The organism is Bradyrhizobium neotropicale (assembly GCF_001641695.1).
GTDB classification, from domain to species: Bacteria; Pseudomonadota; Alphaproteobacteria; order Rhizobiales; family Xanthobacteraceae; genus Bradyrhizobium; species Bradyrhizobium neotropicale.
Map to the genome: position 1 here is coordinate 153,236 of NZ_LSEF01000058.1, position 13,951 is coordinate 167,186.

Annotated in this window: 19 protein-coding genes; 8 read left to right on the forward strand and 11 right to left on the reverse strand. The window is 64.4% G+C overall.

What is annotated here, in order from left to right; all coding sequences use genetic code 11:
• Positions 1–107: 107 nt before the first annotated feature.
• The 3 genes from AXW67_RS19100 to ychF all read left to right on the forward strand — a co-directional run bounded on the left by AXW67_RS19100 (position 108) and on the right by ychF (position 2,730).
• Complete coding sequence (locus tag AXW67_RS19100) at positions 108–833, forward strand: 50S ribosomal protein L25/general stress protein Ctc (protein ID WP_063679103.1); 726 nt, start codon at positions 108–110, stop codon at positions 831–833.
• 57 nt (positions 834–890) lie between these two features.
• Positions 891–1,496 (forward strand): aminoacyl-tRNA hydrolase, encoded by a 606-nt coding sequence (gene pth / locus AXW67_RS19105; RefSeq protein WP_063679104.1) that lies wholly within the window; start codon positions 891–893, stop codon positions 1,494–1,496.
• A gap of 136 nt (positions 1,497–1,632) precedes the next feature.
• Positions 1,633–2,730: a redox-regulated ATPase YchF gene (gene ychF / locus AXW67_RS19110; RefSeq protein WP_027551870.1), complete on the forward strand. Its 1,098-nt coding sequence runs from the start codon at positions 1,633–1,635 to the stop codon at positions 2,728–2,730.
• Between the two features lie 128 nt (positions 2,731–2,858).
• Here the strand turns inward: ychF and AXW67_RS19115 are convergent, their stop codons facing one another.
• Positions 2,859–3,155, reverse strand: coding sequence for a DUF4282 domain-containing protein (locus AXW67_RS19115; RefSeq protein WP_027551869.1), 297 nt, complete (start codon positions 3,153–3,155; stop codon positions 2,859–2,861).
• A 154-nt stretch (positions 3,156–3,309) separates the two neighbouring features.
• Here AXW67_RS19115 and AXW67_RS19120 point away from each other — a divergent pair, with 154 nt between their 5' ends.
• The 3 genes from AXW67_RS19120 (at position 3,310) to AXW67_RS43225 (ending at position 4,592) form a co-directional block, all read left to right on the forward strand.
• Positions 3,310–3,762 (forward strand): MaoC family dehydratase, encoded by a 453-nt coding sequence (locus tag AXW67_RS19120; RefSeq protein ID WP_063679105.1) that lies wholly within the window; start codon positions 3,310–3,312, stop codon positions 3,760–3,762.
• A complete protein-coding gene (locus AXW67_RS19125; protein WP_027551867.1) occupies positions 3,762–4,244 on the forward strand; it encodes a MaoC family dehydratase in 483 nt (160 codons plus the stop codon). The genes AXW67_RS19120 and AXW67_RS19125 overlap by 1 nt, the downstream gene beginning before the upstream one ends.
• A gap of 201 nt (positions 4,245–4,445) precedes the next feature.
• Positions 4,446–4,592: a hypothetical protein gene (locus tag AXW67_RS43225; protein WP_027551866.1), complete on the forward strand. Its 147-nt coding sequence runs from the start codon at positions 4,446–4,448 to the stop codon at positions 4,590–4,592.
• A 41-nt stretch (positions 4,593–4,633) separates the two neighbouring features.
• Here the strand turns inward: AXW67_RS43225 and AXW67_RS43230 are convergent, their stop codons facing one another.
• The 5 genes from AXW67_RS43230 to AXW67_RS19145 form a co-directional block, all read right to left on the reverse strand.
• A complete protein-coding gene (locus AXW67_RS43230; RefSeq protein WP_201723690.1) occupies positions 4,634–4,771 on the reverse strand; it encodes a hypothetical protein in 138 nt (45 codons plus the stop codon).
• 308 nt (positions 4,772–5,079) lie between these two features.
• Positions 5,080–5,496, reverse strand: a complete 417-nt coding sequence (locus AXW67_RS19130; RefSeq protein ID WP_027551865.1) for a hypothetical protein — start codon at positions 5,494–5,496, stop codon at positions 5,080–5,082.
• Positions 5,497–5,727: 231 nt separating this feature from the next.
• Positions 5,728–6,630, reverse strand: coding sequence for a hypothetical protein (locus tag AXW67_RS19135; RefSeq protein ID WP_063679106.1), 903 nt, complete (start codon positions 6,628–6,630; stop codon positions 5,728–5,730).
• Between the two features lie 269 nt (positions 6,631–6,899).
• Positions 6,900–7,340 carry a nuclear transport factor 2 family protein gene (locus AXW67_RS19140; RefSeq protein WP_063679107.1) on the reverse strand — a complete coding sequence of 147 codons (441 nt, stop codon included), beginning with the start codon at positions 7,338–7,340 and terminating at the stop codon, positions 6,900–6,902.
• 266 nt (positions 7,341–7,606) lie between these two features.
• Positions 7,607–8,053, reverse strand: coding sequence for a nuclear transport factor 2 family protein (locus tag AXW67_RS19145; RefSeq protein ID WP_063679155.1), 447 nt, complete (start codon positions 8,051–8,053; stop codon positions 7,607–7,609).
• A 513-nt stretch (positions 8,054–8,566) separates the two neighbouring features.
• On the opposite strand from AXW67_RS19145, the gene AXW67_RS19150 reads away from it, so the two are divergent.
• Positions 8,567–8,803, forward strand: coding sequence for a hypothetical protein (locus tag AXW67_RS19150; RefSeq protein ID WP_063679108.1), 237 nt, complete (start codon positions 8,567–8,569; stop codon positions 8,801–8,803).
• Between the two features lie 68 nt (positions 8,804–8,871).
• Positions 8,872–9,192: an SEC-C metal-binding domain-containing protein gene (locus AXW67_RS40635; protein ID WP_082907955.1), complete on the forward strand. Its 321-nt coding sequence runs from the start codon at positions 8,872–8,874 to the stop codon at positions 9,190–9,192.
• Between the two features lie 136 nt (positions 9,193–9,328).
• Here the strand turns inward: AXW67_RS40635 and AXW67_RS19160 are convergent, their stop codons facing one another.
• The 5 genes from AXW67_RS19160 to AXW67_RS19180 form a co-directional block, all read right to left on the reverse strand.
• Positions 9,329–9,610 (reverse strand): hypothetical protein, encoded by a 282-nt coding sequence (locus tag AXW67_RS19160; RefSeq protein ID WP_063679110.1) that lies wholly within the window; start codon positions 9,608–9,610, stop codon positions 9,329–9,331.
• Positions 9,611–9,618: 8 nt separating this feature from the next.
• Positions 9,619–10,386, reverse strand: coding sequence for a DpnI domain-containing protein (locus AXW67_RS19165; protein ID WP_063679111.1), 768 nt, complete (start codon positions 10,384–10,386; stop codon positions 9,619–9,621).
• 42 nt (positions 10,387–10,428) lie between these two features.
• Entirely contained in the window at positions 10,429–13,344 is a 2,916-nt protein-coding gene (gene uvrB, locus AXW67_RS19170; RefSeq protein WP_082907956.1) for an excinuclease ABC subunit UvrB, read from the reverse strand.
• A 93-nt stretch (positions 13,345–13,437) separates the two neighbouring features.
• Positions 13,438–13,671, reverse strand: coding sequence for a hypothetical protein (locus AXW67_RS19175; protein ID WP_063679112.1), 234 nt, complete (start codon positions 13,669–13,671; stop codon positions 13,438–13,440).
• A 39-nt stretch (positions 13,672–13,710) separates the two neighbouring features.
• On the reverse strand, positions 13,711–13,935 hold the full coding sequence (locus AXW67_RS19180; RefSeq protein WP_027551860.1) for a hypothetical protein: 225 nt from the start codon (positions 13,933–13,935) through the stop codon (positions 13,711–13,713).
• Between the last annotated feature and the right edge of the window lie 16 nt (positions 13,936–13,951).

A 13,951-nucleotide genomic window follows, 5' to 3' on the forward strand; every position in this document is an offset into this window, starting at 1 on the left:
AAAGCCCGCCACGTCCGCGGCCCCCGCACCCCTGGAGGCTTGCTGCGGACAGCACCATGGGCCGCCTTGCGGCCCATTAACTTTTGCAAAAACAAGGACTTAACGTTATGGCGACCGTCAAGGAATTGAAGGCGACCGCACGTCCGAAGAGCGGCAAGGGGGCCGCCCGGGCTGAGCGTCGCGCCGGGAGAGTGCCCGGAGTGATCTATGGTAACAACCAGCCCCCGCTCCCGATCTCGGTTGACGATCGCGAACTGCGCCAGCGCATCCTCGCCGGCCGGTTCCTGACCACCCTTGTCGACATCGACCTCGACGGCAAGAAGCACCGCGTGATTCCGCGCGACTTCCACCTCGACCCGGTCAAGGACTTCCCGATCCATGTCGACTTCATGCGGCTCGGCGAAGGCGCCACCATCCGCATCAGCGTGCCCCTGCACGTGGTGAAGGCGGAAGGCTCGCCCGGCGTGAAGCGCGGCGGCACCGTCAACATCGTTGCCCACGCGATCGACCTCGAATGCGGTGTCGAGAACATCCCGCAGTACATCGAGGCCGACGTCGGCACGCTCGAGATCGGTCATTCGCTCCATCTGTCGGACATCAAGCTGCCGACCGGCGTGAAGGCGCTGACGCGCGAGGAGGCGACCCTCGTCACCATCGTGCCGCCGTCGGGCTACGCCGAAGAGCAGAAGGCTGCGGCTGCGGCTGCGGCCGGTGGTGCGGCTCCGGCTGCGGGCGCGGCTGCTCCGGCGGCTGGCGCGGCTGCCCCGGCTGCGGGTGCTGCGGCTCCGGCAGCGGCTGCCAAGGCTCCCGCCGGCGGCGACAAGAAGAAGTAATCTCTCAAAGCTGGCGCGCGGTCCTGATCGCGCGCCAAGCGAGGGGCGCGCCGCGTCATGCGACTCTTTGTTGGGCTCGGCAATCCCGGCGCACGATACGCACGCAACCGGCACAATATCGGCTTCATGGCCGTCGACGAGATCGCGCGGCGTCATGGTTTCTCGCCATGGCGCCGTCGCTTTCAGGGCGAGACCTCGGAAGGCGCGCTCGGCACTGAGCGCGTCATCCTGCTCAAGCCCACGACCTACATGAACGAGTCCGGTCGCAGCGTTCAGGAAGCGGCAAGCTTCTTCAAGATTGCGCCGGGCGACGTCACCGTGTTCCAGGACGAGCTCGAACTGCCGCCGGGCAAGGTGCGGGTGAAGATCGGCGGCGGCATCGCCGGCCACAACGGCCTGCGCTCGATCTCCGCCCATATCGGCAACGAGTACCGCCGGGTGCGGCTCGGCATCGGTCATCCCGGCGTCAAGGAATTGGTGCACGGCCACGTGCTGTCGGACTTTTCCAAGGCCGACGGCGAATGGGTGGCGACGCTCTGCGATGCGGTTGCCGAGAATGCCGCGCTGCTCGCCAAGGGTACGGATGCGACGTTCGCCAACAGGGTGCATCTCGCCATGCAGGCGAAGGGGTTTTTGACCAAGGACGACAACGGCAAGGAGTAGGGTGGGTGCGCCGATCACGTTCGCCGAAGCTGCAACAAGCGAAGGCAGAAGGCGTAACCCACCATGCAACGGCGGAAAAAGTGGTGGGTTACGCTACGCCAACCCACCCTACGATTGCACTGCGCTAGAGGACACGATGGGATTCAAATGCGGGATTGTCGGGTTGCCCAATGTCGGCAAATCGACCTTGTTCAATGCGCTGACCGAGACGGCTGCGGCGCAGGCTGCGAACTATCCGTTCTGCACGATCGAGCCGAATGTCGGCGAGGTCGCCGTGCCGGATCCGCGGCTGGATAAGCTGACGGCGATCGCCAAGTCGGCGCAGATCATCCCGACCCGGTTGACCTTCGTCGACATCGCCGGCCTCGTGCGCGGCGCCTCCAAGGGTGAAGGCCTCGGCAACCAGTTCCTGGCCAACATCCGCGAGGTCGATGCGATCGTGCATGTCGTGCGCTGCTTCGAGGACTCCGACATCACCCATGTCGAGGGCAAGATCGCTCCGCTCGCCGACATCGAGACCATCGAGACCGAGCTGATGCTCGCCGACCTCGACAGCCTCGAGAAGCGCGTCGACAATCTCACCAAGAAGGCCAAGGGCAACGACAAGGACGCCAAGGAGCAGCTCGACCTCGTCAACCGCACGCTGGTGCTGCTGCGCGACGGCCAGCCGGCGCGCCTCGTCGAGCGCAAGGCGGAGGAGGAGCGCGCCTTCTCGATGCTCGGCCTGTTGTCGTCAAAGCCCGTGCTCTATGTCTGCAACGTCGAGGAAGGCTCCGCTGCGACCGGCAACGCCTTCTCCAAGGCAGTCGAGGAACAGGCCGCAAAAGAAGGCGCGGTTGCCGTCGTCATCTCCGCCAAGATCGAATCCGAAATCGCGACGCTGTCGCGTGAGGAGCGGGTCGATTTCCTGGAGACGCTGGGCCTGGAAGAGGCCGGCCTCGATCGCCTGATCCGCGCCGGCTACACGCTGCTCGACCTCATCACCTATTTCACGGTGGGGCCGAAGGAGGCGCGCGCCTGGACTATCCACCGCGGCACCAAGGCGCCCGCGGCGGCCGGCGTGATCCATACCGATTTCGAGAAAGGCTTCATCCGCGCCGAGACCATCGCCTATGACGATTATGTCGCGCTGGGTGGCGAAGCCGGCGCCCGCGATGCCGGCAAGCTGCGCCTCGAAGGCAAGGACTACACCGTCGCCGACGGCGACGTGATGCACTTCCGGTTCAATACGTAAGTTCTTGCGGGATTCGTAGGGTGGGTTAGCGAAGCGTAACCCACCATTTCTCCCGCGGCGAAGAAAGTGGTGGGTTACGCCTTCGGCTAACCCACCCTACGGTGCTACGCACGCCCCGGAATGACGAGCTATTTCATCCCACCGCCCTGGTCGCGGATGGCGCCGAGGTGCTCGTTGATGCGGAAGACGATCAGGATCAACTCGGCGGCGATGCGCGAGAACACGACGCCGACGACGACGCTCGCGATCGACGACAGCAGCACCAGGAAGCCGCCGAACGGGCTGATCGCCATCGTGGCAAGGCCCGAGAAGATGCCGGAGAGGCCGAACAGGCAGATCAGCGCGATCACCAGCCAATAGAAGGTCTTGATGATCGTCGGCGTGATGAACCTGTCCCACTGAAACAGATCGTTGAATGAGAACATTGCTCTCCCCGGGCAAATCGGGCCTCGGCCCTTCGGATGATCCGACTCAGACCAGTACCGCCGTGTCGAATGTAGCACGAGCCATGCGGGCCGGCGGGTTGAGATTGCCGCAAAGTGCGGCCACAATCTGTCAATTCCGCAAAGCTTTCCCAAGATGACCCTGACCTTCGAAGATTTCCCGCCCGGCCGGTTCGGCACATTCGGCCCGCGCCATGTCACCCGCGACGAGATTCTGGCTTTTGCCGCCGAGTTCGATCCGCAGCCGATGCACCTGGACGAGGAGGCCGCGGCGAGAAGCATGCTGCGCGGACTGTCCGGCTCCGGCTGGCACCTCTGCTCGCTGATGATGCGGATGATGGCCGACGGCTTCATCACCCGCGCCGCCTCGCTCGGCTCGCCCGGCGTCGACGAGGTACGCTGGCTGTCGCCCTTGCGGCCCGGCGATGACCTCACGCTCGATGTCGATGTCGTGGAAGCGCGCACCTCGAAGAGCCGGCCCTCACTCGGCATCGTCAAGTTCAAATGCACCGCGCGCAACGCCAAGGGCGAGGCGCTGTGCGAGATGACCTCGCCGATCCTGATCAAGCGGCGCGAGGGGGCGGTCTGATGTGGTTCTTCGAGGAGATCGCGATCGGCCATCGCCGCGAGATCGGCGCCTATACGTTCACGGCTGAGTCCATCAAGACGTTCGCGGCGAAATTCGATCCGCAGCGTTTTCACCTCGACGAGGAGGAAGGCAAGAACTCGCTGTTCGGCGGGCTTGCAGCATCCGGCTGGCATGTCGGCTCCGCCTGCATGAGCCTGCTCGTTGCCGACGGCCAGCGGCTGGCGAAAGAGGCGGCCGCGCGCGGCGAGGAGGTCGCGGTGTGGGGGCCGTCGCCGGGCTTCCGCGACCTGCGCTGGATCAAGCCGGTGCTGGCCGGCGACACCATCACCTACGCCAGTGTCATCGTCGACAAGCGTGCATCCGGATCGCGCCCCGGCTGGGGTATCCTGACGGCCCGCACCACCGGCACCAACCAGCGCGGCGAGGAGGTCTACTCCATCACCGCCACCGCCTTCGTCCCGATGCGCGGGAAGGTCGATTAGACTAGTTCCAATCTGAACGCCGGAAATGAGTGGCTGACTGTTGCCCGCGCGCTATGGACGCGATTCAGGCCGGCTGCCATAAGCCTTCCCGAAGACGGGGCCGCCGGCGAAGCAGTTGGCGGAACCACCGAGTTGCTAACCAATTATGAACCTGTCGCGGTCTATTTGAACGAATAGGCAAAGGACAGGGGACGAGAGACCATGGCAGACCGCGGCGCACTCAAGCTGGTCGGATTTATCTTCGCTACCGCGACGCTGGCAGTGATGCTGGTCGCCGGCATGGTGGTGAAGGGCTATGCCGACGGTGGCTACACCCTGGAAGCCTCGACGGTCGAGGCGAGCCACTAAGCCTTCGTTAACGCTGTTCCGCCCAATTCGGCGCCTGCCGCTCAGCGGCTATACACGAACGCCAGCACCGTAATCGCGACGGCGAGCAATCCGACAAAGCGCAACATGATCGTGCCGAACTGGGTCGGCGCAGGCCGCAGCGGGATCGGGTCCGTGGTGTCGGGCCGAATGCTTTCCATGTGACTAGTCCCCTGACCCGGCCGCAAAGGCTACGGGCGCTTGGCATTGGTCGCGGGGAAGGTGCGGAAAGTTCAAAGGGGATACGGCTGCAAATGCGCGCCCGTGTCCCGGACGCGCTGCAGCGCCATAGCGCTGCTGCGCAGAGCCGGGACCCATCACGACGCGCGTTCGTCTCCCGGCATGGGCCCCGGCTCTGCGGTGCGTCACTGCGTGCCGCACCGCGTCCGGGGCACGGGAGCTGCCCCCAAAAATCAAAACCGCCGCGTCCCCTCGGGAGCGCGGCGGCCATGACGTGTGATGCGGACGATCAGCTGTTGCGCAGGCCGTCGGCGGTGCGCTTCCACTGGGCGACGTTGTCGGAGATCATGCGGGTCGACTTCATCGCGGCCTGGCTGAGCTGGGCGTAGCCGGAGATCTCGCGCTGGACGCGCTGGCCCTCGGCATGCAGGAGATCGCGCAGGCTCTCGAGCTCGGAGATCAGGTTCTCGATCTCGGCGAGCGAGGTGCCGGCGACGCGCTGGATCAGCGAGTTGACATTGTTCACGGTGGCTTCCGCGTTGGGATCGAGCGCGGCTTCGCTGCCGGCGGCCGGCCGGCGCAGATAGGCGATGTCGTTGCGCACGAAATCGCGGATGCCGGCCTCGACTTCCGTGACGGCGGCGAGGTTGGTGTCGACCGTCTCGGTCTCGGTGGATTCGATCTTTTCCGGGCGAGTGGCGTTCATCGTTGTTCCCCTGTTCGCGTTGAGCGCAGCGCGAGTGTCCCCCGCACGACGACGTCTGTGGGCTGCTGCATCAGGGCGTCCGATTTTGACCGCAACTGGGCCGAGATGCGGCAAGGGCGGACCATTCGGGGGCTTTGCCGTGGCGTATGGTTAGCAATGTCTGAAGGTTTGGTGCGGCCAGGTGAATGCGCGGCTCGGCCGGAGGTCGACTCCCGGAGAGGCGAAGAGCATTCACCAGCTCTTCTTGAAGCCTGCGGTCAGGCTCTTGTTGATCGCGCCCTGGGAGGTCTCGCCGACCGAGCCGGAGACGGTGACGTTGTCGAACAGCTTTTGCTCGGCGCCGAACTTGCGCAGCCATTTGTCGTCGGTGGTCGACAGCGTCTGGCCGGCGGTGATGCTGGTGCCGGTGTCGGTGATCGTGACCTTGGCGGACTGGTCGGTCTCGTAATTGCGGGTGGTGCGCCCGGCGATGCCGGGGAGGGCCGTCGTGCCCTGCTGGTTCACGCTGTAGCCGTTCTGGAGCGTCAGCGAATAGTCGCTCGAGAGCGGCACCGACTTGGTCAGCGAGGCGCCGAGCTTGCTCTGCTCGGAGCCGGGATCGACGCGGGCTTCCACCGCGGTCTTGTCCCAGATCGAGCCCGCGCCCGGTGCGGTCGCAGCCGCCCAGGCGCTGCCGGAGGATTGCGGCAGGTTGCCGCCATTGGCGGCCTTCTGCGCCAAGAGCTCGGACATCGTGGTCGGCTCGCTCGCCACCGTCATGTCGGCGCCGATCCGCGTGTCCCAGAACGAAGACACCGACTGCTTGACCTTGACTGCCGAGGAGCCGTTTGCGTTCAGGTTCGACGACCAGTCGAGCCCGTCCTTGGCCGCCGCCTGCGCCCGCTTCTTCGCGGCGATGATGTCGTTCAGCGTGCCGGCGTCGACCGCGAGCTGGCTCCAGTCGAGCTTGTCGACGTCGATGCCCTTGAGCACATCGGGGTCGTTGACATCAGGCGTCGCCGCGGCCTCGGTCTCGTCGTCCGGCTCCGCGGCCGCCGGCGGAATGATCTGTGCCGAGGCCGTCAGCACCGAGCCAAAAATGAACGCGGCCGCCAGCACTGGCAGCCTCCAGCCAAAACCTGTCGAGAATTCCATATTCCTGCCCGCGAGCCCCGGCGCATACTTCCACCAGCAATATAGAGCGGCTTTCCGCGAAGACCATGCGCCATTCAGTCCCGCGTCCAACATGAGGTTGTATCGTTGCAAAATTGTGGCGGCTGAGGTCAGGCCGCAAACCAACGGGCCGCGCGAAAAGCGCGCGCCCGACGACTGCTCTCACGCGACGGCATCCGGCGGGGCTGGAGGCCAGGACATCGCGCGAAGCGCCCATCGGTCCCGAAAAGCGGGGCCCGTTGGTGTCCCCCTCACCCCACGCCGGTCATCTTGGGAAGATGAATGGCGCGGCCGAGTGCCTGCTCCACGAGGTCGAAGGTGTCGATCAGCACGCGCATGTTGACGAGGCGGCCCGCCCTGAACTGGGCGAACTGCGCCACCCGCAGCGAGAGCGGCTTGTCGGAATCGAGCGCGGTCAGCGAATAGCGCAGCATGGAGGCCGCGGAATCCACACCCAGCATGATGTTCTCGCGGTCGAAGCGGCGGACATGGAAGTTGTCGGCGAGCTGGCGGATGACGTCGAGCACCGCCTGCTTGCCCTGGCGTGCGCCGAGGAACGGAAACATGTCGATCGGGCCATAGAGCGCCCAGTCGACGTCCTCGTCGATCAGGGCCTCGATATCCTCGAAATGCCGGTCGTTGATCGCGCGATGCAACGCGCGCGAGAAACGCCAGAGGCTGTGCTCTGTCATTTTGGGGAGTCCTGAAACTGGCTTGCAAGAAAACGGAAAACGACCCCATGCACAGCAATGTGCCGCGGGGCTGCTCAACTCATTCGTGTACGAACAAATACGGAATTTCGGCCAAAACGCAATTCACGTTTTCGCAATGCACAATTGAGATCGCTTTGTGAGATTTGCAATAGAACCCCGTAATTCTACTTGTCGCGCCGCCGCACCGGCTCCGGCTCTCGCGATCGTGTGGGCCCCGCGGGGAGCGGGGAGGGAGGATCAACGGCTCACTCCGCCCTCTCGCCTAGGATCAGGGGGCCGATCTCGCGCTCGAGCACCTGCTGCACCAGATCGTAGGAATCGATGATCTCGCGGATCTCGGTCACCAGCCCGTTGCGCAAGCTGTAGAACACGGCCATGTCGAACTGCACGATGCGGCCGTTGCTGCGCTTCTTGAAGTAGGCGTGCATGTAGGTCGCGACCGCGTCGGCCTCGGCGACGACGTGCGGCGTCTTGTAGCGAACTTCCGAATAGCGCGACCAGACGGTCTGCCAGAGCGCACGCAATTCGGTCTTGCCGTGGCGCGGCACCATGTGCGGCAGCACGTCAATCGGCGCGTGGGTGAGGAAGTCGACGTCGTCGGTGCAGCACGCAAGCGCCGCGTCGAGATCGCCGCGCGCGAAACTGTCGAGCAGATGGAGCACGCGCTGCCTGCTCAAGGATTCAACCGTCATGCTGCGCCCGCCTTCATCGGCCGTCGATCGCAAACGCTATCGCGCGACCTGCTCGCCCATCAATCCGCAAAACCACAGGAGTGATTGCAGACCTTATGACGCGCAGACGCAATGCCAGGTTCATGGGATGCAATTAAGGGTTGTGAGCACGGTTGTGTGCACGAATTCGGGCAGACGCGTTGTCCCGCGATGGCGTCTTGCGCTGAGCGTTGGCGCTGCTTGCCGTGTCTCTCACTCCCTCTCCCCGTCCTTACGGGGAGAGGGTGGGGTGAGGGGCTGCGTCCGCGAGTTCGATTTCATTGGCATGCACGGCTCTAGAACGAGTCGGACAGACTTCCGATTTTGCTAGCATATCGCCTCGCCCCTCACCCGGATCGCACTGGACGATGCTTCGCATCGCCAGCCGCGATCCGACCTCTCCCGCCAAAGAGCGGGGAGAGGTTTGAGGCAGCACACGGAACTCGGCGACACCTGCGCTCGTTGAGACACCGACACCGAAATCCGGAGACAGCCATGAAATCCCCGCTTGTCGCCTGCGCTGCCGCGCTTCTGATGCTCACCGCCACGTCCGCGGCCAACGCCAAGGGCTGCATCAAGGGCGCCGTCGTCGGTGGCGTTGCCGGCCATTATGCCGGCCATCACGGCATGCTGGGCGCCGCCGCCGGCTGCCTCTACGGCCGCCATCACGCCAAGCAGCAGGAGAGGCAGCAGCAACAGAGCAACCAGACCAACGGGCAGGGCAAGCTGTAAGGCCGCGGAAGCCACGCCGCACATTCCCTCGTCATTCCGGGGCGCGTGCCAGCGCGAGCCCGGAATCCATGACCCCGGCGATCGGCCGGTTCGTGCGCATCTTCCCGCACGCGCCGCATCGTGATAGCGAGACGCCGCGGCAACGGCCCGCGCTTCCCAACCGATGGAGGGCGTCATGCGCAAACAACGCGATCTCGAAAACCTCCCCAGCTTTCAGCATCACGCGTAAGCGGCGGAATTCTTTCCCCTCGGAAACACACGTCAAGCGGGGCACGCGCGTCGTCCATGGCGACGTCGAGCTGACCGAAAGGCTCGGCCGCAACGACCTCTGCCCCTGCGGCTCCGGACGCAGGTTTCAAAGCCTGCTGCATGACGTCCGGGGCCTATGACGGCTCCAACCGCAGCTACTACTTTCAGGGACTAGCCGCTTGAGATGCGGCAACCTCACGTCATTCCGGGGCGCCGCGAAGCGGCGAGCCCGGAATCCATCACGTCGAAGGACCTGGTGGCTTAGACAGCTATCCGTCAATCTGGCTGATGTGAGCGCAGGAACTCCTTCGCCGCATCCCGCGTCGAAAAGCGACCAAGCTCCTGGTAGTCGGGATCGTCCTCCGCCTCCTCAGGCGAGCGCAGTACAACGAATTTTCCGGCTTCCTCTACGATGAGCTCCGTCAAATCTTCGCTGTTGAACGGCGACATGTTGCGGAAGCCGCAATGCGGACATTCGTCGTCGCAAGTGCACGACCATTCATCGGTCCACATCCTCCTGCAACGATCGCAGCGATAGAAGTTCAGGAACCAGGCCATGACGAACCTCACGATCTCAAGCGATAGTTGCCGCGAGACAGGAACTCGATGAACCCTCGATCGCGCAAATACTGGAGCTGCTGGCGAATCTTCGGCCTGACGTTCTGATTGCCGGGATAAAGTTCGCCGAGCTGCCGTTCGAAGCCGTAGACCTCTTCGAGCGTGAATTCGCGCTTGCCTAGCGACTCCACGCATTTCATCACGTCAAGCAGCCAGCCGCGGGCCTCCAGTGACTGGCTTCGGAGGAAGAGCGTCTTCTGCCATTCCTCAAGAACCAGCTCCTTTGGCCGGATCACGCCGTTCTGAACAATGTGGATTTTGCCGGCTTCAGGCACCTTGCTCAGTAGAATGTTCGATCCGACCCAGCCGGCGCGTCGCGCCGTCGCCGCGAGGGGCTTTCGCTGCTGAATGATTTCAGGAACGAAGAAGTGCTTTGGTACTATGAAGAGATTTACGACCGCCAGTGAGGTGCGGTCGTAGTTCATTAGCAGGAGGTTCGGATTGTTACTGGCAGCGAGCCGTTCGCACTTTGTTTTGTAGGCCCCGTCTGACACGCTCGGGCCGAACTTTCCCCGCTGGCTCTTGAGCTCGAATTCTTCTTTGCAAGATGCGCAGAGAAAGTCAGCAACGGGGCTGTTGTTGGGGAATTGCGGCATCTTAGCGCTGCCGCAGTGCGGACAATAGGCCCACGCCTTAACCCAGGCCTCGGTCCACGCACGGGCACTTTGTGAACCGCTGGTGTACGAGGACTGGGTTTCTTCGAAGCCGAGTTTCATAAGGCAAACCTAACGGAACCCGGTGGGATTGCTAGCGCCAGCCTACCTCTTCTTCCACCCACCCCTTCGCCCCGGCGCGCCACCCGTCGACTTCGGCGCGGGTCCGAACTCCGGGCCGGACTGCCGCGAATCCGTCGGCTGGATGATCCGGCTCTCGCCGCCGAACGGTTTTGACGGCAGCGCGCGGTTGGCGCGGTAGGGCAGCGATTCCGGGCCGTGCATTTCGTCGAGATGCGGCTTGTGCACCTTCGAGCCGCCACCGCCGCCGCCGCTGGCCTTGAGCGCGGAGCTCACGGTCTTTTTCTTCATCGCGCTGACTGGCAAGTTGGCGGCGTCGCCGTATTTCCTGGTGCCGGCATAGGCGCCGGCCTTGCTCTGAACGGTGCGCTGTTTGGCCGTGGGGTCGTCGACGACCGCGAGCTCGGTCGCGCGCAGGCGCTTGACCTCGTCGCGCAGGCGGGCGGCTTCCTCGAAGTTCAGGTCGGCGGCGGCCTCGCGCATCCGCGTTTCGAGGTCGGCGAGAACGGCCTCGAAGTTGTGGCCGATCGAGATCACGTCGTCGGTCATGTCGTGGCCGCCGACTTCCACCAGCACGTGGTCGCGCTCGTAGACTGAGTTGAGAATGTCGCCGATCTGCTTCTTCACGCTCTCCGGCGTAATCCCGTTGGCGTTGTTGTACTCGACCTGCTTCTCGCGGCGGCGGTTGGTTTCGGCGATGGCGCGCTCCATCGAGCCGGTCATGCTGTCGGCATAGAGGATCACCTTGCCGTCGACGTTGCGCGCGGCACGGCCGATGGTCTGGATCAGCGAAGTCTCGCTGCGCAGAAAACCTTCCTTGTCGGCATCGAGGATCGCGACCAGCGCGCATTCGGGAATGTCGAGGCCTTCGCGGAGCAGGTTGATGCCGACCAGCGCGTCGAAGGCGCCAAGGCGCAAATCGCGGATGATCTCTATGCGCTCGATGGTGTCGATGTCCGAATGCATGTAGCGGACGCGAATGCCCTGCTCGTGCAGATATTCGGTGAGGTCCTCCGCCATGCGCTTGGTCAGCACGGTGATCAGCGAGCGATAACCGGCCTGCGCGGTGGCACGCACCTCGCCGACGAGATCGTCGACCTGGGTGCGGGCGGGGCGGATGTCGACGGGCGGATCGATCAGGCCCGTGGGGCGGATCACCTGCTCGACGAACACGCCGCCGCTCTCGTTCAGCTCCCAGCCACTGGGCGTCGCCGACACTGCGACCGTCTGCGGCCGCATCATGTCCCACTCCTCGAAGCGGAGCGGGCGATTGTCCATGCACGACGGCAAACGGAAGCCGTATTCGGCGAGCGTCGCCTTGCGGCGGAAGTCGCCGCGGAACATGGCGCCGATCTGCGGAATGGTGACGTGGCTTTCGTCGGCGAAGATCAGCGCGTTGTCGGGCACGTATTCGAACAGCGTCGGCGGCGGTTCGCCGGGGCGACGTCCCGTCAGATACCGCGAATAGTTCTCGATGCCGGCGCAGCTTCCCGTTGCCTCCATCATCTCGAGGTCGAACATGGTGCGCTGCTCCAGCCGTTGCGCTTCCAGCAGGCGCCCCTGGTCGTGGAGCTGGTCGAGCCGCTGCTTCAGCTCGAACTTGATCGACTTGATCGCCTGCACCAGCGTCGGGCGCGGCGTCACATAGTGCGAGTTGGCGTAGATCTTGATGAATTCGAGCTCGTCCTGCTTGTGGCCGGTGAGCGGGTCGAACTCCTCGATATTCTCGACGGTGTCGCCGAACAGATTCACGCGCCAGGCGCGGTCCTCATAGTGCGCCGGGAAGATGTCGATGACATCGCCGCGCACCCGGAAGGTGCCGCGGGTGAAATCGGCCTGCGTGCGCTTGTATTGGAGGGCGACGAGGTCGGCGATGAGCTGGCGCTGGTCGATGCGCTCGCCCTTCTTCAGCGCAAACGTCATCGCGGTGTAGGTCTCGACCGAACCGATACCGTAGATGCAGGACACCGACGCGACGATGATGACGTCGTCGCGCTCGAGCAGCGCGCGCGTCGCCGAGTGGCGCATGCGGTCGATCTGCTCGTTGATGGATGAATCCTTCTCGATATAGGTGTCGGTGCGCGGGACGTAGGCTTCCGGCTGGTAATAGTCGTAATAGGAGACGAAGTATTCGACCGCGTTGTCGGGGAAGAAGCTCTTGAACTCGCCATAGAGCTGGGCGGCAAGCGTCTTGTTCGGCGCCAGGATCAGTGCGGGGCGCTGCGTCGCCTCGATCACCTTGGCCATGGTGTAGGTCTTGCCCGAGCCGGTGACGCCGAGCAGAACCTGCGAGCGGTCGTTGCGCTCGATGCCCTCGACGAGCTCGGTGATCGCCGTCGGCTGGTCGCCCTTGGGCTGGTATTCCGATTTGATCTCGAAACGCACGCCGCCTTCGGACTTTTCCGGGCGGGGTGGGCGGTGCGGCGTCCACACTTTCATGGAGCCGTCGTCCTTGCGGAACTCGGGACGGCCGTCGCGGATCAGCGCCTCCAGCGCGTCCGCGGTCGCCTTCACGCCGAGCGCCTCGGTCTTCGAGCGCGGCGGCCGCGCCAGGGCCTCGGCATCGTCCTCCTCTGTCGGCAGACCGAGCTGCTTCGCAAGTTCCGGATCGAGGAACGGGATTGTCGCGGCGGTGCCGTAATTCGCCTGTGGCGCCTCGTCCAATCCTGCCGGGCGGTCGCTCAAACGGTCATTTGGAAAATCCTTCGGCGTCGAGGCCCGCGCGCGGTGTGCGGCGGCCTCGCCGCCGGCGCGGCGGTCGCGCGAATTGTCCGGCGGCGGCTGCAGGCCGGTGCCCGATCCAAGCCCGGCATCGCCGCGATTGATCGCGGGATTGAGCAGCTCGGCCAGCGCCGGTGCGATCGGCTGCACATCGGGCCGATGCGCTTTGGATTTGGGGGATTTGACGGGTTTTTCGGAGGATGCAGGTTTCTTCGCCATGGCCGGAATATGGGACGAGTCCGCCCGGCAGAAAAGGGCGAATGCCTTGTCCGGCTCAGCCTGCTGACAGCAGGTTGGCAGCAGGCGCAGACCTCACGCCGCGGGCAGCGGCCCGTCGTCGTCCTCGTGCAGGTTGCGCGGCTGGAGGATGTCGAGATGGATCCCGCCACAACCGGTGCAGCGCATGGTCCAGTATTCGCATCCGGCGCGGCCGCCGATCACGCGGAGCACCGCGAGATCGCCGTCGCATTCCGGGCAATTCGACAGCACGGACCGTGCGTAGGATCGGGCCAGCGGCTGTGTCTCTTCGATTTCGATGGACGACATGACCGGTTCCTTGCTTTCCGCCGCGCTGGTCCTGCTTGCTTACTCGTCGTCGATGTCGGCGCGGCGGCGGAAGCGGTCGATGTGGTTCTTGGCGTCGGCGATCGCGGCGTCGGAATCGGGCCAGGCGAAGCCGACCTCCATCGCCGGAAAGAGTACGCCATCGATGGCGAGAGGGCTGAAGTCGGCGCGCCGGATCCGGGCGTGCCACAGTCCCTTGCCAGCCTCGAAGGATTCGATGTCAAAGCCGTCGTAAAGGGTCGTCATTGTGGTCCCCACGTCT